Origin of the sequence: Azonexus sp. (assembly GCF_030824335.1) — a bacterium.
Taxonomy (GTDB): domain Bacteria; phylum Pseudomonadota; class Gammaproteobacteria; order Burkholderiales; family Rhodocyclaceae; genus Azonexus.
On sequence record NZ_JAVBXX010000005.1, the window covers coordinates 24,389 to 45,170 of the forward strand.

The 20,782-nt window shown below is 59.1% G+C and carries 16 protein-coding genes; 6 read left to right on the top strand and 10 right to left on the bottom strand.

The window, feature by feature from the left end:
* Nucleotides 1–39: 39 nt before the first annotated feature.
* Both RCI20_RS01850 and RCI20_RS01855 read right to left on the bottom strand, forming a co-directional pair.
* Complete coding sequence (locus tag RCI20_RS01850) at nucleotides 40–2,316, bottom strand: NADP-dependent malic enzyme (protein ID WP_306602799.1); 2,277 nt, start codon at nucleotides 2,314–2,316, stop codon at nucleotides 40–42.
* Between the two features lie 223 nt (nucleotides 2,317–2,539).
* Complete coding sequence (locus RCI20_RS01855) at nucleotides 2,540–2,989, bottom strand: Rrf2 family transcriptional regulator (protein ID WP_306602800.1); 450 nt, start codon at nucleotides 2,987–2,989, stop codon at nucleotides 2,540–2,542.
* Between the two features lie 99 nt (nucleotides 2,990–3,088).
* Here RCI20_RS01855 and ccoG point away from each other — a divergent pair, with 99 nt between their 5' ends.
* Together ccoG and RCI20_RS01865 are read left to right on the top strand one after the other, a co-directional pair.
* On the top strand, nucleotides 3,089–4,495 hold the full coding sequence (gene ccoG / locus RCI20_RS01860) for a cytochrome c oxidase accessory protein CcoG (RefSeq protein ID WP_306602801.1): 1,407 nt from the start codon (nucleotides 3,089–3,091) through the stop codon (nucleotides 4,493–4,495).
* A 115-nt stretch (nucleotides 4,496–4,610) separates the two neighbouring features.
* Nucleotides 4,611–5,576: an AAA family ATPase gene (locus tag RCI20_RS01865; protein ID WP_306602802.1), complete on the top strand. Its 966-nt coding sequence runs from the start codon at nucleotides 4,611–4,613 to the stop codon at nucleotides 5,574–5,576.
* Between the two features lie 43 nt (nucleotides 5,577–5,619).
* Here RCI20_RS01865 and speG read toward each other — a convergent pair whose 3' ends face one another.
* Nucleotides 5,620–6,168, bottom strand: a complete 549-nt coding sequence (gene speG, locus RCI20_RS01870; RefSeq protein WP_306602803.1) for a spermidine N1-acetyltransferase — start codon at nucleotides 6,166–6,168, stop codon at nucleotides 5,620–5,622.
* A gap of 244 nt (nucleotides 6,169–6,412) precedes the next feature.
* Between speG and RCI20_RS01875 the strand changes: the two genes are divergently transcribed.
* Entirely contained in the window at nucleotides 6,413–6,613 is a 201-nt protein-coding gene (locus RCI20_RS01875) for a hypothetical protein (RefSeq protein ID WP_306602804.1), read from the top strand.
* A gap of 6 nt (nucleotides 6,614–6,619) precedes the next feature.
* On the opposite strand, the gene hypE is transcribed toward RCI20_RS01875, so the two are convergent.
* The 5 genes from hypE to hypF all read right to left on the bottom strand — a co-directional run bounded on the left by hypE (nucleotide 6,620) and on the right by hypF (nucleotide 12,051).
* Nucleotides 6,620–7,711 carry a hydrogenase expression/formation protein HypE gene (gene hypE / locus RCI20_RS01880; protein WP_306602805.1) on the bottom strand — a complete coding sequence of 364 codons (1,092 nt, stop codon included), beginning with the start codon at nucleotides 7,709–7,711 and terminating at the stop codon, nucleotides 6,620–6,622.
* Nucleotides 7,704–8,840 (bottom strand): hydrogenase formation protein HypD, encoded by a 1,137-nt coding sequence (gene hypD, locus RCI20_RS01885; protein WP_306602806.1) that lies wholly within the window; start codon nucleotides 8,838–8,840, stop codon nucleotides 7,704–7,706. The genes hypE and hypD overlap by 8 nt, the downstream gene beginning before the upstream one ends.
* Entirely contained in the window at nucleotides 8,840–9,103 is a 264-nt protein-coding gene (locus RCI20_RS01890) for a HypC/HybG/HupF family hydrogenase formation chaperone (protein ID WP_306602807.1), read from the bottom strand. The genes hypD and RCI20_RS01890 overlap by 1 nt, the downstream gene beginning before the upstream one ends.
* A gap of 76 nt (nucleotides 9,104–9,179) precedes the next feature.
* A complete protein-coding gene (gene hybE, locus RCI20_RS01895; RefSeq protein WP_306602808.1) occupies nucleotides 9,180–9,707 on the bottom strand; it encodes a [NiFe]-hydrogenase assembly chaperone HybE in 528 nt (175 codons plus the stop codon).
* 37 nt (nucleotides 9,708–9,744) lie between these two features.
* Nucleotides 9,745–12,051, bottom strand: a complete 2,307-nt coding sequence (hypF, locus tag RCI20_RS01900; RefSeq protein ID WP_306602809.1) for a carbamoyltransferase HypF — start codon at nucleotides 12,049–12,051, stop codon at nucleotides 9,745–9,747.
* A 193-nt stretch (nucleotides 12,052–12,244) separates the two neighbouring features.
* Between hypF and RCI20_RS01905 the strand changes: the two genes are divergently transcribed.
* Together RCI20_RS01905 and RCI20_RS01910 are read left to right on the top strand one after the other, a co-directional pair.
* A complete protein-coding gene (locus tag RCI20_RS01905; protein WP_306602810.1) occupies nucleotides 12,245–16,438 on the top strand; it encodes an ATP-binding cassette domain-containing protein in 4,194 nt (1,397 codons plus the stop codon).
* Nucleotides 16,428–16,628, top strand: a complete 201-nt coding sequence (locus tag RCI20_RS01910; protein WP_306602811.1) for a hypothetical protein — start codon at nucleotides 16,428–16,430, stop codon at nucleotides 16,626–16,628. Before RCI20_RS01905 ends, RCI20_RS01910 begins: the two co-directional genes overlap by 11 nt.
* Before the next feature lie 63 nt (nucleotides 16,629–16,691).
* On the opposite strand, the gene RCI20_RS01915 is transcribed toward RCI20_RS01910, so the two are convergent.
* A complete protein-coding gene (locus tag RCI20_RS01915; RefSeq protein ID WP_306602812.1) occupies nucleotides 16,692–16,964 on the bottom strand; it encodes a Nif11-like leader peptide family RiPP precursor in 273 nt (90 codons plus the stop codon).
* A gap of 112 nt (nucleotides 16,965–17,076) precedes the next feature.
* Entirely contained in the window at nucleotides 17,077–17,346 is a 270-nt protein-coding gene (locus tag RCI20_RS01920; protein WP_306602813.1) for a Nif11-like leader peptide family RiPP precursor, read from the bottom strand.
* A gap of 124 nt (nucleotides 17,347–17,470) precedes the next feature.
* Here RCI20_RS01920 and RCI20_RS01925 point away from each other — a divergent pair, with 124 nt between their 5' ends.
* On the top strand, nucleotides 17,471–20,764 hold the full coding sequence (locus tag RCI20_RS01925) for an AMP-binding protein (protein ID WP_306602814.1): 3,294 nt from the start codon (nucleotides 17,471–17,473) through the stop codon (nucleotides 20,762–20,764).
* The last annotated feature ends 18 nt before the right edge of the window (nucleotides 20,765–20,782 follow it).

The following is a 20,782-nucleotide window of genomic DNA, read 5'->3' on the forward strand; positions in this document are numbered from 1 at the left end:
GGCGGGGTTTCAGGGTTCTGCACGAAGCAAGCGTGCCGCTCAGCGCTCCATCGACTCGACAACAGCCAGCGCCGTCATGTTGACCAGACGGCGCACCGTTGCCGTAGACGTCAAGACATGCACCGGACGGGCTGCGCCGAGCAGGATGGGGCCAATCGTCACGCCCTCTCCGCTAGTCATCTTCAACAGATTGTAGGAAATATTGGCGGCGTCGATATTCGGCATCACCAGCAGATTGGCTTCGCCATTGAGCGGCGAATCCGGATTGGCTTCGCGACGAACCTCTTCGCTCAACGCCGAATCGCCGTGCATTTCCCCGTCAATCTCCAGTTCACCGGCCGACATCGCGGAAACCAGCCCGGCCGCAACGCTCATCTTGCGTGCCGACTCGGATGAGCCGGAACCAAAGTTGGAGTGCGACAGCAGGGCGGCCTTTGGATGGCTGCCAAAGCGCTTGACCTGCTCGGCCGCCATCAAGGTCATTTCAGCAATTTCCTCGGCGCTCGGGTTCTCATTCACATGCGTATCGCAGATGAACAAGGAACGGCCCGGCAGCATCAAGTAATTCATTGCCGCCAGCGTGTTGACCCCAGGACGCTTGCCAATGACCTGATTGATCACACCCAGATGGTGGCCGTATTGCCCGGTCATGCCGCAGATCAGCCCATCCGCATAACCCAGCTTCAGCAGCATGGCGGCAATGACCGTCGGTTTGCGATGCAGGGCTTCCTTGGCGATGGCCGGGGTCACGCCACGCCGAACCATCAGCTTGTGATACGCCGTCCAGCACTCACGGTAACGTTCATCAGACTCCGGATTGACGATGTCGAAATCGACACCCGGCTTGATGCGCAGCTTGGCTTTTTCCAGACGGTGCTCGATGACCGCCGGACGCCCCACCAGTATCGGCCGGGCAAATTTTTCTTCGATCACGACCTGCGCAGCGCGCAACACGCGCTCGTCCTCACCCTCGGCATAAATGATGCGTTTGCCTTGGGCCTGACGCGCCGCCTGGAAAATGGCGCGCATGCCAACGCCCGTGTGATAGACGAATTCGGACAGTTTGGCGCGGTAGGCTGCCCAGTCGGTGATCGGACGGGTAGCAACACCGGAATCCATTGCCGCTTGGGCGACAGCCGGCGCGATCTTGACGATCAGACGCGGATCGAACGGCTTCGGAATCAGGTATTCCGGCCCGAAAGACAAATCGGCACCCGGATAGGCCATGGCCACTTCATCGGTCACTTCAGCTTCGGCCAGTTCGGCGATGGCGCGCACCGAGGCCATCTTCATTTCTTCGGTGATGCGCGTCGCGCCAACGTCGAGTGCGCCACGGAAGATGAAGGGGAAGCACAGCACGTTGTTGACCTGGTTCACATAGTCGGAACGGCCGGTGGCGATGATCGCGTCCGGGCGCACTTCCTTGACCAGTTCCGGCATGATTTCCGGCGTCGGGTTGGCCAGCGCAAAAACCATCGGCTTGGCAGCCATGCTCTTGACCATGTCTTGGTTGACCACACCAGCAGCAGACAGACCGAGGAAAATATCGGCGCCAACCATCGCGTCAGCCAACGTGCGCTTGTCGGTTTCCTGCGCGTAGCGCGCCTTGGTTTCGTCCATGCCGCCCGGACGGCCGACGTAGATGACGCCCTTCGAGTCGCAAATGGTGATGTTCTCGCGCTTGACGCCGAGATCGCACCACAGGTTCACGCAGGAAATGGCGGCAGCACCGGCGCCGGAGACAACGACCTTGACCTGGTCGATTTTCTTGTCGACCACTTTCAGGCCATTCAACATCGCAGCGCCGGAAATGATCGCGGTACCGTGCTGGTCATCGTGAAAGACGGGAATATTCATCCGTTCCTTCAGCTTCTGCTCGATGTAGAAGCATTCCGGCGCCTTGATGTCTTCGAGGTTGATGCCACCGAGCGTCGGCTCCAGCGCGGCAATCATGTCGATCAGCTTGTCCGGATCGTTCTCGGCCAGTTCGATGTCGAACACGTCGATGCCAGCAAACTTCTTGAACAGGCAGCCCTTGCCTTCCATCACCGGCTTCGAGGCCAGCGGGCCAATATTGCCGAGGCCGAGCACGGCGGTGCCGTTGGTGACGACGCCGACCAGATTGGCGCGCGAGGTGTACCAGGCGGCGGTGGCTGGATCTTCGACGATGGCATCGCAGGCGGCGGCGACGCCGGGCGAGTAGGCCAGCGCCAGATCGCGCTGGTTGGTCAAGCCCTTGGTCGGGCGGACGGAAATCTTGCCTGGCGTGGGCCAGCGATGGTATTCGAGTGCGGCTTCGCGCAAATCCTTTTCCACGGAAAATCCTCGGCTGTCAGGTTGGGGAAAACCCTGTAGGTTACTCCAAAGATAAAAAACAGGGTGTGTAATTATGAATTATGGAGTATCGGTACGCAATTTTCCAGACACACCTGACAGTCGAACAGTTAGCCGAAGATAAATACGGCCCGAAATATTTCAGGAAATCGCGACAGTTCGACCCGTTGCCCGGCGATTGTATGAATTTACCGATGCCTGCCCGTCAGGTCAGCCGTGCTGCATCGCGCAAAGGAATCATCTGCCCCAGATCAGCCTGCTGAAACAGCAAGTCTGCCAGGGTATAACGATCCAATACCGCAAACATCGCTGTCAGCGCCTCATCGAGAATGGGCGGCAAGCGGCAGGCACCATTGATCTGGCAATTGCCGGCGGTCGCAAAACACTCAACCAGCACCCAATCATTCTCGGTCTGCCGGATAAGCTCGCCCAAACGAATTTCGGCTGCCGCCTTGCCGAGACGGATGCCCCCCCCCTTGCCACGCACCGTCTCGATATACGCAAGGCGACCAAGATGATGCACTACCTTGGTCAGGTGATTACCCGAAATACCATAGGCCTCGGCGATTTCACCAATCGTCACAAGCCGGTCAGCATGCACCCCAAGGAACATGAGCACGCGCAGACTGTAGTCGGAAAAACTGCTCAGCCGCATCGAGTCGCAATGGGCGATTGCCCTGGGAGGAGATTCATTGTTACCATAAGATGCAAAAATTATACATGTTAAACAAAGCGAAAAAGCCCTTCGGACACCATGGTAAAACAATCCTCTGCCCAGCGGATCATCGAGATCAAACCGGTATCCGACCCCAACGTCAAAGTCTATCCACGCACCATCCGCGGGCTGTTCAACAGCTGGCGCGTGGCCTTCGTCTGGCTGACCCAGATTGTCTTTTACGGGCTTTGCTGGCTCCCCTGGAATGGTCGCCAAGCAGTATTGTTCGACTTGGAGCAACGCCGTTTTTATCTGTTCGATCTGGTTCTGTGGCCCCAGGACACCATTTACCTGACCATCCTGCTATTAATATCGGCACTGGCACTCTTCCTGTTCACAGCCGTTGCCGGTCGCCTGTGGTGTGGTTATAGCTGTCCGCAAACGGTTTATACCGAGATTTTCTTGTGGGTGGAAAGATGGATCGAAGGCGACCGCCCGCAACGCATCAAACTTGATGCCGCACCAAACTCCGGCAAAAAAGTGGCTAAAAAGACGCTGAAACACGGCATCTGGCTAGCCATCTCGCTCTGGACGGGCCTTACCTTCGTCGGCTATTTCACGCCGATCCGCGATCTGCTCAGCGGCCTGAGCAACGCAGGCACCGGCGCCTGGGAAATTTTCTGGATCCTGTTCTACGGCGGCGCCACCTACGGCATGGCTGGCTTCCTGCGCGAGCACATGTGCAAGTACATCTGCCCCTATGCGCAGTTCCAGTTCGTCATGTTCGATCGCGACACATTGATTGTCGCCTACGATGCACAACGTGGCGAAACCCGGGGCAGTCGCCCGAAAAATACCGACCCGCGCGCAACTGGACTAGGCGATTGTATCGATTGCAGCATCTGCGTCCAGGTCTGCCCAACCGGCATCGACATCCGCGACGGGCTGCAGCTTGAGTGCATCGGCTGCGCCGCCTGTATCGATGCGTGCGATCAGGTCATGGACAAAATGAACTACCCACGCGGCCTGATCCGCTACTCAACCGAAAATGCGGTCGAACAGGGATTTGCCCGCCAGGAAATCGTACGCCGCACCTTTCGCCTGCGCCCCATGCTCTATCTTGCTGCCCTGTTGATCATCAGCGGCGCCAGCGCCTGGTCCATCGCTACCCGCATACCACTCAAAATCGGCATCGAGAAGGAGCGGGCTGTGCTTTATCGCGAAGGCGACAATGGCGCCATCGAAAATTCGTTCCGGATGCACCTAACCAATGCCAGCGAACAGGCTAGACACTTCCGTATCGAAGTTAGCGGCCTCCCCGGCATTCGCGTTCTCGGCAACGATCTTGCCAACGTGCCGGCCGCCGGCATGCAGGAAATCGCTCTGACCATCCAGGCCGAACCGGGCAGCATCGGCAGCGGATCGCACCCGATCCTCTTTCGCGTCATCGACGCTGCCGATCCGGCAATACAGATTGAGCAAAAAGCCTCGTTCTGGATGCCCTGAACGAAAGCCTGCAAGCAGCAGGAACGGGAAATGCTTTGATGAAGGTAGCCCCGACACCGTACCCAGGTCGTCGGGCTACCGTTAATCGTGGCAAGCAGCACAGGAGGAAGTCATCATGGCATACACCGACATCCGACTCTCAGTCGCCGAAGAACGTAGTATCTATGACGTGGCCGATATTGACCGCGCCCTTGAGGATGCTGCAGGCAACCGCAACGAAGCGCTGGCCGCGCTGTACGAAAAGATGAAGCAACGCGGCGGTGGCCGCTTCCTGATTCGCCCAAGCGGTACGGACATGATCGACGAGCTCTACGACAGTTGCCCGAACTTCGGCGAGGTCATTGACGACCTGAAGAAACACCTGGCGCTCTCCGTTGCCGGCAACGAACCAATGCAGTTCACGCCTATCCTGCTGCTCGGCGAACCGGGCATCGGCAAAACCCACTTCGCCCGCGAACTGGCAGCGCGCCTGGGCACCGGCCACGAATTTGTCTCAATGAGCGCGTTGACCGCAGGATGGATACTCTCCGGGGCATCCGCCCAGTGGAACAATGCCAAGCCGGGCAAGGTTGCGCACACTTTGGTGCATGGCGACTACGCCAACCCCATCGTGGTGCTCGATGAAATCGACAAAGCCGGCGGCGATTCCCGCTACGACCCGATGGGTGCGTTGTACAGCCTGCTCGAACATGACACGGCGAAAGCCTTCAAGGATGAATTTGTCGATATCGACATCGACGCCTCGCACATCCTGTGGGTGACGACGGCCAACGACGAACGCAGCATCCCGGCCCCCATCCTCAACCGGATGAACGTCTACGAAGTGCCACGTCCCGACCGTGATGCCTCACTATCCATCGCCGCTGCCTTATACCGCGACTGTGTCAGCGAACACGACTGGGGATTCCCGCCGGAAGCCGGGGAAAATGTGCTGGAGCGCCTGGCATCACTGCCGCCGCGCGACATGAAAAAGCGCCTGCTCAACGCCTTCGGTACGGCCAAGCTGGATGGCCGCAACTGGCTTGAAGCGAATGATTTCGAACAGGCACGGAGCGGACGTAGCCGCAAGATCGGATTCTGATCGAACGGCAAAAGGGGAGCGGACGGCAGTAATTGCCATCCGCTCAGGCAGCACAGACTCCGCCCGACAACCTGGCCTTGCGCCGAGCCAGGTATTCCGGCTGAAACACTGCCATGCGTAATACATCCCGATATTCGCCATCGACGAAAAACTCGTGACGCAATCGGCCCTCCTCGCGAAACCCCAACTTCGTATAGACATGCACGGCACGTTCATTCTCGCAATCGACAATCAGCGATAACTTGTACAAATTAAGCACCGTGAACGCGTAGTCCATGGCCAATTGCGTTGCCACCGTAGCGTGCCCCTTGCCCTGATGGGCCGGCGCGATGATGATCTGGAACTCGGCACGACGGTGAATGTGGTTGATCTCGACCAACTCGACCAAACCGACGCGCTCTCCACCACCCTCTGCGACAAAACGACGTTCGCTCTGGTCGTGGATATGCTTGTCGTACAAATCGGCCAGCTCGACAAAAGCCTCGTAAGGCTCTTCAAACCAGTAGTGCATGACGCTTTCGTTGTTGTCCAGCTCATGGACAAAACGCAAATCTTCGCGCTCCAGCGGACGCAGGATCAGATTTTCCGACATGGGAGCCCCGGCAGGATTCAGATGAATGGATTCTAACGCCCACACCGATATTGGCAATGTGCCCGATGAATAACGCGGACATGCCATTCGGGTTTTTTCAAATGCAACAAAATTGATTAACCACGTAACCAAAAGGGTTTGGCGCCAATCCCCTTGCCATTCATGCGGAGCTATTACCTTGGCTATATTTTTCAAAGCCTTGGCTTTGATTAGGATACAAAAAACACACAGGGGAGAATGCATCATGACCGCAAGCCAGCGCCAGTTACTCACCACAAAACCCATTGCTCATGTCCGTCCGGAATACGTGGCCGCCGTACGCTATCCCGACGGGAAACGCGATCTGTTCCATATCCGCAACGCCGATAGCCTGGCCGATGCCCGGGAACTGGTACTGCTGGAAGTTGGCGACGTGCGTAGCCTGGTCGTCGCGCTCCGCCACTAAGCCGATCTAACAGATGCGCGGCAGTTGCTCACCGCTCAGCCAGTCCACGATGCGCCGCCCGCCCAAGGCGGTGGTCATCTGAACAAAATGCTGTGGGTCGGCATGCACCGTGCCGATACGCGCAGCGTCCCGGGCCAGCGGATGCTGGCGCATTGCGGTCAACAGCATTTCCGCATCGTTTTCCGCGCAGATCGCCACCACTTTCCCCTCGTTGGCGACATAAAGCGGGTCCAGCCCGAGCAACTCGCAAGCCGCATTGACCGCCGGACGTACCGGCAAAGCCTTCTCCTGCAACATCATGCCGACGCCGGACTGCTGGGCGATTTCATTCAGCGTGGTGGCCAGGCCGCCGCGCGTCGGATCGCGCAGCACGCGCAAATCGGCGCCAGTTGCCAACATCGCTTCGATCAACTCGTGCAACGCCGCCGTATCGGAAACAATCGGCGCGTCAAAACCCAGGCTTTCACGTTCCGCCATGATCGCCATGCCGTGGTCACCCAGCGTCCCGGACAGCAAAATCACATCACCCGGCCGGGCCAGACGCCCGGACAATTCACGCCCCGGCGGCACGACACCGACCCCCGTCGTCGTGATGAACACGCCATCACCTTTGCCGCGCTCGACCACCTTGGTATCGCCAGTCACCACCGGCACCCCGGCTGCCTTGGCCGCCGCTGCCATACTTTGCACGATGCGCGCCAGATCGGCGAGTTTCAGCCCTTCTTCGATGATGAAGGCCGCCGAAAGATACAGGGGCTTGGCGCCCATCACCGCCACGTCATTGATCGTGCCATGCACCGCCAGACAACCGATGTCGCCACCAGGAAAGAACAGCGGCGAGACAACATGCGCATCGGTCGCCATGACCAGCCGGCCGGCACCAACTCCGGGCAAAGACGGGGGCAAGGGCAATGACGCACCGTCATCGCCCTGCGCCAGATATTCATTGCCCAGATAGCGGGCAAACAGCTCATCGATCAATTGCGCCATCGCCCGACCACCGGCACCGTGCGCCATATCGACGTGGCCGTTCTTGATGTCCAGCGGGCGGCCATAGGTTTTACGTGAACTGGGTTTGCGCGAAGCCGGATCAGACATCCTTGTAACGTCCATAAGTGTAGTGCGCGGCACAGGCGCCTTCCGACGAGACCATGCACGAGCCGACCGGATTTTCCGGGGTGCACGCGGTAGCGAATATCTTGCAGTCCTGCGGCCGTTTCACGCCGCGCAGGATCGCCGCGCATTCGCAGGCCTTGTGATCGGGCACCGGCACATAGTCGACGGAAAAACGCTTTTCAGCATCAAATTCGGCGAACTGCTCGCGAATGCGCAAGGCCGAGTCGGGAAGTACGCCCAGTCCACGCCATTCGAACGAATCGCGCAGGGTAAATACGTCGCGCACCAGTTGCTGCGCCTTCAGGTTGCCGTCGCGGCTGACGGCACGCGAAAACTCATTCTCCACCTCGGCCCGAGCGTCATTGACCTGGCGAACCAGCATGCGGATCGCCTGCATCACGTCGAGCGGCTCGAAACCGGCGATGACCACCGGTTTCTTGTAATCGTCAGCACAGAATTCGTACGGTCGACTGCCAATAATGGTCGAAACATGCGCCGGACCAACGAAGCCATCGAGCGGCACGCTCTGCCCGGCACGGACCTCGGGCGATTCGAGAATGCCGATCATGGCGGCTGGCGTCAGCACATGGCAGCACAGCACGGAAAAATTCTTCAAGCCCAGCGCCGCCGCCTGGCGGATCGCCACGGCAGTCGGCGGGGTGGTGGTTTCGAAACCGATGGCAAAGAAAACGACCTGCCGATCCGGATGCTTCTGCGCCAAGGCGACGGCATCGGCGGTGGAATACACCATGCGCACATCGCCGCCGGAATTCCCAACGCCGGCCTTGGCTTTCATCAAGGACAGCCCGCCGGAAGCCGGCACGCGCAAACAGTCGCCGTAGGTGCACAAGATCACGCCGGCCTCGCGCACCAGACGAATCGCCTGATCGACCCGGCCTATCGGCAACACGCAGACCGGGCAGCCCGGGCCGTGGATCATCCGGATGTTTTCAGGCAGCAGATCACTGACGCCATAACGCGAAATGGCATGCGTATGACCGCCGCAAAATTCCATGAAATGATATTGCCGACCTGGCTGCACGTCGGCCCGGATACCGGCGGCAATTTTTTGGGCCAGTTCGCCGTCGCGAAATTCGTCGATGTATTTCATCAATGCAGCATCGATGGGTCGTCAAGTTGGCCATCGAGCTGGCCCCCGAATTCTCCCATTTCGGCGAACAGCGCCAGGGTTTTCAGCGCCTCGTCCGTATCCAGCTTGCTCAGCGCGTAGCCAACATGAACGATCACATAATCGCCAACGGCGACATCCTCAACCAGCGACAACGAAATTTCCTTGCGCACGCCGGCCAGGTCGACCACGGCACAGTCGTTGTCGCGCAATTCAACGACCTGCGCGGGAATGGCCAGACACATGGAATTTCCTTTATCGGTTAAAGCCGCCAGATCGCGGCATGTTCGAAGAATTCACCGTCAACATCCCCAGTAGCGCCTAGCCCCGACCGACCAAGCGGCGCAGGAAACCCCGCCGGTCGACCGGTGCCTTGCTGCGCTCGGTGACCTCGGGGACATCAAGCACTTCGGCGGGTGGCGGCGGATTGAAAAGGCTGTTGAACGCCTCCATCGCCAGGGTCAGCGCCTCATCCTGCGAGCCAATCCGCTCGACCGACGCGAATACCGGGCACCAGAAAAAAGCCGGCACCTCGGCGTCCGGATTAGATTCGGCGAGAAATTCAAGATCACCCGCCGGAAACTCGACACGCAGCGGTTTGCCCGCCGGCGCTTCATTCCCCGGCGCCTGCCACAACTCACCGCCGCCCGGCAGCAGGAATAGCCGGACAAACCAAGGCGTCACGACCGCCCCCAGCCAATCGCCACGATAACGACGAAAACCGGCAATATCGACGCTCAAAACCGGGTTTTTAACGCCACATCCCGCCATCGGCACTTGCGCCAAACGCCGGTACATGGCGAGCAGTAGCGGTGCCGGATTGTCCTGATAAATTTGTTCCGTATTCATTTCACTCAATCCTTGGCGCATTCAACAACTCGTATAACTATGCAGCAGCGGCACCGCATCGCGCCACCCAGGCTTGCCCGAGGGCCAAGCCGCCATCGTTGGGTGGCGCCTGCCGCGCCGACAAAAGTTCCAGCCCCGCTTGGGCAAAGTGACGATGCAGCGCGTGCAGCAACACCGAATTCATCGCGCAACCGCCAGCAATCGCTATTTTGCTGATTTTTTCGCGGTCGACCGCAGAAATCACCCAATTTGCCAGTCCAGCGGCCAAGGTAGCGTGAAACAGCGCGGCGCCTTGCGCCCGGTCGCGGCAATCGAGCAAAGCCAAGACCAGCGGGGAACAGTCGAGATTGCCGGTCGCCGGGTCGATACGATAGCCGCCAACCAGCGGCGCCACCGGGCCGTGACGCGCGGCCAGGCTTTCCAGTTCCATCGCCGCCTGCCCCTCGTAATGATTGGTGTCGCGCACACCCAGCAAGCCAGCCGCCGCATCGAACCAGCGTCCGAGACTGGAAGTGGGTGGACTGCGCAGCTTGCGCTCCAGCATGGTCAAGATGGAACGGCCGTCGTGCTGCGGGTAGTGCTGCTGCAACCAGGGCGCAACGCGATAGCCCAGACCGGCCGCATACAGCGCCGATACCGCCATGCGCCAGGGGTCACGGGCCGCCCGGTCGCCGCCGGGCAGTGCCAGAGGCTGCAGATGGCCCAGCCGCCGGCATGCAGCACCATCGACCCGAAGCAGTTCGCCGCCCCAGCTCCCGCCATCCGGCCCCAGGCCTGTGCCATCAAGCGCCAAGCCAATAACCGGCTCATTGACGCCATGTTCGGCGCAAATCGCCGCAATATGTGCGTGATGATGTGCCACTGCAACGGCTGGCACACCCAGCGCATCAGCCAGCCGCAACGCCATTTGCGTAGAGGGATAATCCGGATGCAGGTCGTGAGCGATCAAATCCGGGCGTACTTCCAGCACCTTCAGCAGATGCGCCGTCACTTCTTCGAGAAAAGCCAGCGTAGGCACATTGTTGAGACTGCCGATGTGCTGCGACAAAAATGCCTGCCGGCCGCGCATCACGCACAGCGTATTTTTCAGGTAGCCGCCCAGCGCCAGCACGGCTGGCCCGTCGTCGCGCAGCGCAATGGGCAAGGGCGCATAGCCGCGCGCCCGGCGAATGAACAGCGCCGGCAGGGTTTCGCTCGCCGCCCGGACGACCGAATCGTCGCTGCGCACGACGATATCCCGGTCATGCAGCAGCCAGGCATCGGCAATGCCGGCCAGCCGATCCAATGCTTCATCGTTGTCGATCACCAGCGGTTCACCGGCGGGATTGGCGCTGGTCATCACCAGCAGCATGTCGTTCGCCGCCGCCATCCAGGCAGTGCCGGCCGGTCTCCCGGCGGCCTCGTGCCAGAGCAGCAGATGCAGCGGCGTCGCTGGCAACATGACGCCCAGCCAGGCCAGTCCCGGCGCGACTTCTGGAAGTTCGTTATCACCTTTCGGGCAGAGCACGATGGGCGCCGCTGGCGAATGCAGCAAAGCCAGTTCGGGCGAGCCGATTTGTGCCCAAGCGCTGAACGACGCGGCATTCAGGCCCATCACGGCAAAGGGTTTGGTCTCACGGGCTTTGCGCTCGCGCAATTCGCCGACAGCGCGTGCATTTTTGGCATCGCAGGCCAGATGAAAACCGCCCAGCCCCTTGATCGCGACGATTTTTCCGGCGCGCAGCAGGGCCAGCGTTTCGGCCAAAGGATCGCCGTCGACCGCAGAACCGGCCGCATCGAGCAAGCGCAACTGCGGACCACAAGCCGGGCAGCAGGTGGTTTCGGCATGAAAACGCCGGTCGACCGGCGCAGCGTATTCGGTGGCACAAGCGGGGCACAACGGGAAGGGCAGCAGGCTGGTCTGCGCCCTGTCGTAAGGAATTCCCCGGCTAACGCTATAACGCGGGCCACAGTGCGTGCAGGTGGTAAAAGCGTAGCGCCAGCGGCGATCCGCCGGATCAAAGATGTTTTCGACACAATCGACGCAGATCGCCGCATCGGGGCCAATCGCGGTGCGTGCGCTACCCGGCAGGCTGTCGAGAATGCTGAATCCGGCTGGCGCAGTCCATGGCCCGTCCGGCGCGGTGCCAGTTTCAATCGCGTCGATGCGGGCCAGCGGCGGGATTTCCCTGGGTAAACGGGCCAGGAATTCAGGCAGTTTTTGCCCGTCGACCGCAATCGTCACGCCCGCCCCATCGTTGCGCACCCAGCCGGTCAAACCCAGTTCGCTGGCCAGCCGCCAGACGTAGGGACGGAAACCGACGCCCTGCACCAACCCGCGGATACGGAGATTAAGTAAGGACATAGGCCGCCGATCCAGGAAAGCTCCGATCATTCTCCCCGAGCGGATGACAGTCAAGGCATTTCAGGAATGATTCACGCATCACCACAATGCCATTTTTGCGTTATCCACCATGCATTACCGCAACACTGTGCGACACTCCCTCCCCGGTGCCAAGCCGTACCGCCCCCGTGCACATTGAACAATACAAAACACCATGATGGATCTGCTGAAATCCACGCGTCGGCGAATACGTGTCCCGACCCGCCTGCAATTCCAGACCACGGAATGCGGCGTCGCAACACTGGCCATGATCCTGGCCCACCATGGCCGCAGCGTGCCAATGGACGAAATACGCCGGATCAGCGGCGTTTCCCGGGACTGCATGACTGCCGCGGACATGGTACGCACAGCCCGATACTTCGGTCTGGAAGCAAAAGCCTGGAGCCGGGAGCCCGATAACCTGGAGAATTTGCCGCTCCCGCTGGTCGCGCACATGAACTTCATTCACTTTGTCGTCATTGAAGGCATGACGGAGAGCCAGGTGCTACTCAATGATCCGGCAGTCGGCCGCAGCGAAATCTCGCGCGAAGAATTCGAACGCCGATTCACCGGCATCGTGCTCGGCTTTCGCCCGCTGGCAGAATTCCAACCCAAACCGGCACCAGCCTCCCCGCTGCTCAGCTTGAGCCGCCGCCTCCGACAAAACGTGCCGCATCTCTTGGGCCTGTTCGGTCTGATGGCCATCTCCGGACTGTTACTGGCAGCCCCCCTGCTGATCGTTGCCAGCACGGCACAAATGATGCTGGACGGGCATCTCGACGCATCTACGGCATGGCCGTGGCTACTCGGCGCACTGGCCGGACGCTTGCTACTGAACTCACTCCAGCTTGCACTGCTCGACAAATTGCAATCGCAGATCGGCAGCACCGAAACCTCGAGCATGCTGCGAAAAATGCTGGCGCTGCCCGACACCTTCTTTGCCTATCGTCTGCCCGCCCAGTTGCACGCCGTGATTCACTCGGGCGACGCCGCGGCACAAAGCATTTGCCGCGAATTGCTGCCCGCCCTGATCAATCTGCCGCAAGTCTTTGTCCTGCTCGTTGCCGCATGGGTCATCGCACCATCCAGCGGATTTACACTGACCCTTTGCGGCGCTTTTTTTGCCTTGTTTCTGGGCACTCTGCTGCATTGGAAAAACAGTACCGAACGCCAGCTTGGCGAGGAATCCGAACGGGACTTTTCCTCCCTGCTGGATAGCCTCGACAGCATCGAATCGTTCAAGCAGGCCGGCATGGCGGAGGATTACGTCATTGCCCGCCTGGGCAGTTCGGCAATCAAGCAGAAACTTTACCAACAGGCTGGCATCGCCCGTGCGGCAATTGCGGCGGCAAACCGCATGCTGCAAATTGGCCTGCCTCTGACCGCCGTCGGCTCGGGCTGGCTGGCCTGGCGAGCCGATCAACTGAGCCTTGGCGGCTGGCTGGCAGTTTGCCTGCTGGCACTTGGCCTGCTTCCGGAAATGCAGCGCTGGCTTAAAACCCGACGAAAACTGGATGCGCTGCATTTACGCCTGCTGCATGTCGAAGATGTCCATCTCCATCCGCCGGCAAGCCCGGCACCTGCACGCAACGACAGCACAATGCCCCCCGGCGCGGTACGCCTGAACGCCGTCAGCTTTGGCTATACCGAGACCAAACCGCCCTTCCTCAAGGATTTGAATCTGACGATTCAAGCCGGCGAACAAGTCGGCATCAGCGGCCCCTCCGGTAGCGGCAAGTCGACGCTGGGCGGCTTGCTGGGTGGCCTGCACAAAGTACAGACAGGGCAAATCCGTATCGGCGGTGATGCAGCAGCGGCATGGGTGGGTAAAAATGATTTTTTCTTCACCGGCACGGTGCGCGAAAACCTGTGTCTTTGGCAAAGCACGATCAGCGATAGCGCGATCTATGAAGCCCTGCGCGATGCCTGTATCGACGATGTGATCGCAGCCCGACCACTCGGACTCGACACCCCGATCGCTGTACATGGCCGAAACTTCAGCGGCGGCCAACGCCAGCGACTCGAAATCGCCCGCGCCTTGTTGCGCAACCCGGCGCTGCTGGTGCTGGATGAAGCGACAGATGCACTCGACCCGCAACTGGAAGCCCGCATTCGCGCCAATATCCGGCGCCGCGGCTGCACCCTGATCGTGATCAGTCAGCGCACATCCACGCTGGCGGCCTGCGACCGCGTCCTGCACATTGAAGCCGGGGAGATCAGCAGTTTCGACAGCGAAAAAACCCTTCCAGCGGCAGTTGACCGCGCAACGATTGATCACCATGCCCGACAAGCGGTGCAGCAGGAGAATTCAGGGCTGGACAGCCTCATGCTGAACCCCGAGCAAGACGCTGCACTGCAGGACGCCTGCCAAAAAATCGCCATCCATCATGGACAATCGGTCCTTGCGACTGAACGCGAGGCATTTGCCGAAAACTGGCGCATCGTTCCGACATTGCGCCGCCTGGCCAGGGCAAACGGGATGTACGTGCGCCGCATACGGATCGACGAACGCCGACTATGGCAACAAGACCTCGGGCCGATCATCGTGTTCAAGCACCAGACCTGCCTGGCAGAAACCCTGTTTCCCGAACAAATCGCAGCTCTGGAAGCACCCGCCGACACCCTGTTGCCGGAAGCATTTTGTCTCTATCCCGCGGCCAATCTCTCCGACAAGCGCCCGCTGGGCTGGTTGTATCGTGCCGTGGACAGCGCGCGTGCCGAGCTATACCGGGCATTGCTGGCCAGCACCGGACTCTGGGCATTTGCCCTTCTGCCACCCCTGGTCTTGCTGGGTTTGCTCTCCACTCCCGACACACAAAACATCCAGAGCCTGAAACTGATCACCAGTCTGTTGTTTTTGACGATCGCCAGCGGCTTGCTCGAACTGGCCCGACATATCGCCCTGCTGCGCTTCGACTCCCGACTCGAATCCTTCGTCGGCAATGAACTCGCCCAGCGCCTCATCCGCATCCGACCGGCTTTTTTCCGTTATACCGGGCAGGAGCAACTGGCCCTCGGACTGGCCGGCATTCCCCGCTTGCTCGACCGCCTGCGCGAAGCGCCGCTGCGCAAGCTGCTCGACGCCGGAACGCTAGTGGCTGCCGCAGGCAGCCTGCTATGGCTCGATGCGCGGCTGTTGCCGGCAGCCCTGACGCTCACCGTTCCGGCCGTATTGATCCCCATCCTGCTGGCGCGACAAACGGAATCCACGCGTCGGCAACAACTGATGCAGCGAGTAGGAAGCCGCCGCCTGCTTTCCGACATTCTCGGCAACTTCGCCCGACTGCGCCTGCTCGGCGCAGCCGATGCCGCACTGGCTGCATGGCAGGCCCGGCACGACAAGAATACCCGGCAAGCCCAGAGCATACGTCGGACAGATAGCCTGCAGGAACTTCTGGAGGATATTTATCCCTGGTTCGGCATCGCTGGCTGGCTGCTTCTGTTGCTTCATGTGCACGAAGTCAGCCAAGTAACATTGATCGTCAGCAGCCTTGTCCTCTGGTCGATGCTGCATGCAGCGCTCGAATTGGGCAGCAGCGTTGCCGGCTGGCTTCTGGCCAGGGAATTATTGCCACATACCCGGCAAATCATGGCCGCGCCACTTGAAACACAAGGGCTTCGCATCAAACACGCCCCAGCCCCCATCGAGTTGCGCAAGGTCTATTTTGGCTATCCGGACAGCGGCCTGCCGGTCATCGAAAACGTCTCGCTCAGCATCCCGCCGGGCCAGATTGTCGTCATCGCCGGACCTTCCGGCAGCGGAAAGTCCACCTTGCTACGCCTGCTGCTCGGTTTCGAAACCCCAGACCGTGGAAACGTCCTGTACGGCGGACAATGCCTGAATGAACTCGATCTGCTGCACTGGCGCGAACAATTCGGGGTAGTGCGCCAGCACGACGGTATTGCCAGCGCCAGTACGCTACGCAACCAGATTGCCGGTCTTGCCCCGGTCAGCCTGGAAGAAGTCTGGTGCGCTGCTGCGCAGGTGATGCTGAGTGACGACATTCAGGCGATGCCGATGGGCATGCAGAGTATTGTCGAAGGCAACAAGATTTCCACCGGGCAGGAACAGCGGCTGTTGATTGCGCGCCAACTGATCCGCAAGCCGGCATTACTGATTCTCGACGAAGCGACCAATGCCCTTCCGGAAGACATTCAGGCCGCGCTGATTGACCAACTCCGCACCTTGGGCATTACCTGTGTTCTAGTCACCCACCGGGAAAGCGCCATTGCGCTGGCCGATCAGGTATTCATCCTGGAAAAAGGCCGCCTGGCCTGGCAAGGTGCGCCGCAAATGCTGGCAACCCAGCAAGGCTTGATCGAACAATTACGTGCCGAAAGTCGCCAGGAGGGGAAACATGTCGCATGAAGCAGTGAATCGGCCAACGCCAACCAAGCCGGCAAGCAAACGGATCGGGGTTTTCCGTCGTGTCGCAGTAGAACGCTATCGCGCCCCGCTTGAACTCGACACGCCCTGTGTATTGCAACCCTGGCGACCCGGAGTGCTGTGGGCCGCCTGGGCAATCATGCTGGCAACAGGCATTGCCTGGCTTTTTTGAACAATGAAAAACATTGGCCAGTCCAAGCGGAAAAAACCGGATGCCATGCCGGCTTGCATCAGCTTACTTGCCGAAGGAAATGTGCCCCCCTTTTCCTTTGTTCATCGACGGCATCATGGGAATCCCGGCTGCCACCAGTTCCAGCTCGAAATCGGACAACTCGGTATCATCAATGCATTGCTGCACTTCGTCGGCACTGAACTCAAAACCCAACTCGCGGGCAAGGGCTAATACTTCTTCAGTCTTACCGGCACTAAAAGATTCGACACAAGCCTTTTGCAGGGCAGCATCGGCAGCCAGCTTGGCACGGAATTGATCAAGGTTTTCAAACGACATTCGGCTCTCCTTAAAGGGACTAAAAACAGGAAGGTATTGCTTGGTTCTTTTGAACAAGCGATAAAACATGGAACAGAAAAACCAGGACAAACCTCTTCAATATTGCAGGGGCTTATCCCTTTGAGATACCACCACCATGACTTAGCTTCATGGACGGCGGCATCATCACCCCGGCCGCCACCAGTTCCAATTCAAAATCCGACAGTTCAGTATCACCAAGGCATTGCTGCACTTCGTCGGCACTGAATTCGAAACCCAGTTGGCGGGCAACGGCCAATACCTCTTCTGTCTTGCCTGCACTAAAAGATTCGACACAAGCCTTTTGCAGGGCGGCATCGGCAGCCAGCTTGGCACGGAATTGATCAAGATTTTCAAACGACATTCGGCTCTCCTTCGGGGGGGCTAAAAACAGAATTAGGACACCTATATATTGAGTGCACGGCGAGAGACTATTCATTCCGGATAGAATCCGTCAACTAGAAACTCCCTGGAAAATTTTCCAATCCATGCATCCCCACCGCGATCTCCCGCTGCTCAGCCTGTTTGAACACGCACGAAATCAACCCGATACGGCAGCAGTCAGTTTTCTGCTTGATGGTGAAGAAAACGTCCAGACATGGACTTACGTTCAACTGCTGTGTCGTGCCCGGGATATTTCAGTTGCGCTGGCAAAATACAAAGGCAAGCATGCCTTGATACTTCACCCACCCGGTCTGGAATTCATCGCCTGTCTTTACGCTTGCTGGATGGCCGGTGTCGTTGCCGTACCAAGTCCGTTACCGAAATTCAGTCGCCACAACCGTGCCGCAACCCGATTTTCCGCCTTGGTCGAGGATGCCCAGGTCAGCGTTGCACTGATTGCCGCCGATAATCTCCAAAGAACGCTTGTGTTCTGCCGCGGAAACGCCGGCCTGGAAAAACTGCAATGGCTGGCCACTGATACCTTGCCGGTCTCCCGCAACGAAGCTCCGGCATCTCCCGTAAGCACACCCGGGCTTGACGATCTGGCGCTGCTTCAATACACCTCCGGATCAACTGGAACGCCACGCGGCGTCATGCTCAGCCATGGCAATATCGCCGCAAACCAGGCGGCAATCCGAAGCAAGTTTGGCCACACCCCGGCATCATCCGTTTGCAGCTGGCTACCGCCCCACCACGACATGGGACTGATTGGTGGCATCCTGCAACCGCTAACGCTGGGCATCCCGGTCGTACTGATGGACCCGTCGCACTTCATGCAGCGCCCGGTGCGCTGGCTGCAAGCCATTTCCCGCTATCGCATCACATCCAGCGGCGGGCCGGACTTTGCCTATCAACTTTGCACACATGCAATCAGCGATGACGAATGTGCAGGACTTGATCTATCCAGTTGGGATCTCGCCTTTACCGGTGCAGAGCCGATACGGGCAACAACCCTGGAACAGTTCACCAGACGATTCGCAGCGCTCGGTTTTCGGCAAGAAAGTTTCTACCCTTGTTACGGCCTGGCCGAGGCAACACTACTGGCAACGGGGGGTGAAAAAGCAGCAGCGCCACGGCTGAAACAACTGGATGGGAAGACCCATGTCGCTTGCGGCACAATCATCGAACACCATAAGCTGCTTATCGTCGACGCAGAAGGAAATCCCTGCCCGGACGGCAAAACGGGGGAAATTCTGCTTGCAGGCCCTTCAATTGCGCGGGGATACTGGAATCACCCGGCAAATACTGCGGTCAACTTCCAAAAAACGGGTTTTTTGCGCACGGGAGATCTGGGTTGCCTGCATGATGACGAACTGTTCGTCATGGGAAGACTCAAGGACCTGATCATTCTGGGCGGACGCAATTTCCATCCGAATGATATTGAGGAAACGACCAGCACGGCCCACCCGGCGCTAGGCGCCAGCGCGGCTTTTTCGCTGACTCAAGATAACGTTGAGCGACTGATTGTCGCAGTCGAGATTCGCCGAGAAGAACGTCACACACTGCACCGCGAGAAAGCGCTGCAGGCCGTCCGCGAAGCGATTGCCCGTGAATGCGGGCTGCACGCGACAAACATCCTGCTGCTCGCCCCCGGTGCCTTGCCCAGAACGACCAGTGGAAAAATCCGCCGCTCGGCCTGCCAGGATGCTTATCAGGCAAACACCTGGAAAGTCCTCGCCACCTCTGCCGAGCAAGCGATAGCGGTTGACACGAATGCCCCCCCCACCGAAACGCTGCACAACGCACTTTCGGCGACGCCGGATGAGCGCCCGAAATTGCTGCTGCGCTACCTGGAGCGCCGTACCGCACAAATTCTCGGCGTTCCCGCATCCTGGATGAATACCCGACTGCCCTTGGCCGAACAGGGCGTGGACTCGCTGATGCGCGTCGAGCTTTTACTCCAGCTGGAGACCGATCTTGGCAGCTCGATCGGGATGGCAACGCTAACCGGGGAAGCCTCGCTGCAATCGATCAGCGACAGCATTTTGTCCAACCGCCACCAAAACGCTGGATCAAGCGCCGAAACAGCCGCATTACCCATCAACATTGGCGAACATGTGCCGCTGACACCGCTGCAACATGAATTTCTCCGACCCGGCCTGCAGCACCCGGAAAAATTCCACACCATTTCGTACCTGCGAATACCGGCAGGAACCGATATTGCGCTGCTTGAATCGGCAATTCGCCGCCTCGAATATCAATTCGATGCCCTGCGCATCCGCTTTCGCCAAGGGACCGAGGGTTGGCAACAATTTATCGGCCCACCAGGATCGGCCGTCGCCTTTCGCCGTCAGGACATGGGCAGCACCGTCACCAGTCAATTCGTGCGACAACTCGAGGAAACCATGCATGAAGGTTTCGACCTGACCAACGGGCCGCTGATTCAAGCCATCTGGCTGGATAACGGAAAGCAAAAATCCGGGGCGCTGGTGCTTGGCATTCATCACCTGATTACCGACGGCACATCGATCGCGGTACTGCTGCTAGCCCTCGAGCGCGCCTACCGACAACCAGAAGCCACGCTGCAGCCGAGAAGCGGAGAAATATCATTCTCCCGGTGGTGCAGGCATCTTCAAGGTTTTGCGGAATCACCCGATATTCTGGCCGATCTCAAATACTGGCAGGCTAGCTGTCCCCCGCTGGAAGCTGAGCAGGCAAGTGCCATCGAAGCGAAATGGGCGCTAATTCAACGCCATCTGAGCGCACAGCAGAATCAACTGTTGCTAAGACTATTTCCGTCATCCCGTGCCCAACATGACCTGTTCCTCACCTTGCTGGCCCAGGCATGGCATCAGATCACCGGCAGCCCACTGCTTCAGGTACTGCTGGAAAGTCATGGCCGCCACGATTTTCCGGGCATGCCGGCAGCGCTGACATCGGCGACCACGGTGGGCTGGCTGACCAATCGCTACCCGATCAGTATTGAAATCGCCCCACATGAGACAACGGGAAGCTTGCTGCCGAAAGTGCAGGCCGCCGTTGAAACAGTCCCGAATCACGGGCTCAGTTATGGCCTGCTCATGCACGCCCATCCAGATCCGGCGATTCGCAGCGCAATGGCACGACTTGCCCGTCCATGCTTGAGTCTGGTCTATCGCAGTCGCCTCGACCATGCATTCCGGGCGGATGCCATGTTTCCGGTATTCATGGTCAATCACGCAAATTTTTCGCGCCAGATTGATGACCTGGCCCCGCGCATCGCGCTTGAAATCAACCGCAACGATACCGCCATCAGTTGGCGTGTTTCTTATGATCGCGTTCATCATGAAGAGGCCCGGATGCAGCAACTCGTACAACATATCAGCGATCTCCTGGCACAAATCTTTGCGCCAGACTGAACATGCATTACCATCCAC

Excerpts from the sequence above, each read along its gene's own strand:
- RCI20_RS01855 (WP_306602800.1), bottom strand. The coding sequence starts at position 2,989 with ATGCGGCTGAGCAGTTTTTCCGACTACAGTCTGCGCGTGCTCATGTTC.
- ccoG (WP_306602801.1), top strand. The coding sequence starts at position 3,089 with ATGGTAAAACAATCCTCTGCCCAGCGGATCATCGAGATCAAACCGGTA.
- RCI20_RS01865 (WP_306602802.1), top strand. The coding sequence starts at position 4,611 with ATGGCATACACCGACATCCGACTCTCAGTCGCCGAAGAACGTAGTATC.
- speG (WP_306602803.1), bottom strand. The coding sequence starts at position 6,168 with ATGTCGGAAAATCTGATCCTGCGTCCGCTGGAGCGCGAAGATTTGCGT.
- RCI20_RS01875 (WP_306602804.1), top strand. The coding sequence starts at position 6,413 with ATGACCGCAAGCCAGCGCCAGTTACTCACCACAAAACCCATTGCTCAT.
- hypE (WP_306602805.1), bottom strand. The coding sequence starts at position 7,711 with ATGTCTGATCCGGCTTCGCGCAAACCCAGTTCACGTAAAACCTATGGC.
- hypD (WP_306602806.1), bottom strand. The coding sequence starts at position 8,840 with ATGAAATACATCGACGAATTTCGCGACGGCGAACTGGCCCAAAAAATT.
- RCI20_RS01890 (WP_306602807.1), bottom strand. The coding sequence starts at position 9,103 with ATGTGTCTGGCCATTCCCGCGCAGGTCGTTGAATTGCGCGACAACGAC.
- hybE (WP_306602808.1), bottom strand. The coding sequence starts at position 9,707 with ATGAATACGGAACAAATTTATCAGGACAATCCGGCACCGCTACTGCTC.
- hypF (WP_306602809.1), bottom strand. The coding sequence starts at position 12,051 with ATGTCCTTACTTAATCTCCGTATCCGCGGGTTGGTGCAGGGCGTCGGT.
- RCI20_RS01905 (WP_306602810.1), top strand. The coding sequence starts at position 12,245 with ATGATGGATCTGCTGAAATCCACGCGTCGGCGAATACGTGTCCCGACC.
- RCI20_RS01910 (WP_306602811.1), top strand. The coding sequence starts at position 16,428 with ATGTCGCATGAAGCAGTGAATCGGCCAACGCCAACCAAGCCGGCAAGC.
- RCI20_RS01915 (WP_306602812.1), bottom strand. The coding sequence starts at position 16,964 with ATGTCGTTTGAAAACCTTGATCAATTCCGTGCCAAGCTGGCTGCCGAT.
- RCI20_RS01920 (WP_306602813.1), bottom strand. The coding sequence starts at position 17,346 with ATGTCGTTTGAAAATCTTGATCAATTCCGTGCCAAGCTGGCTGCCGAT.
- RCI20_RS01925 (WP_306602814.1), top strand. The coding sequence starts at position 17,471 with ATGCATCCCCACCGCGATCTCCCGCTGCTCAGCCTGTTTGAACACGCA.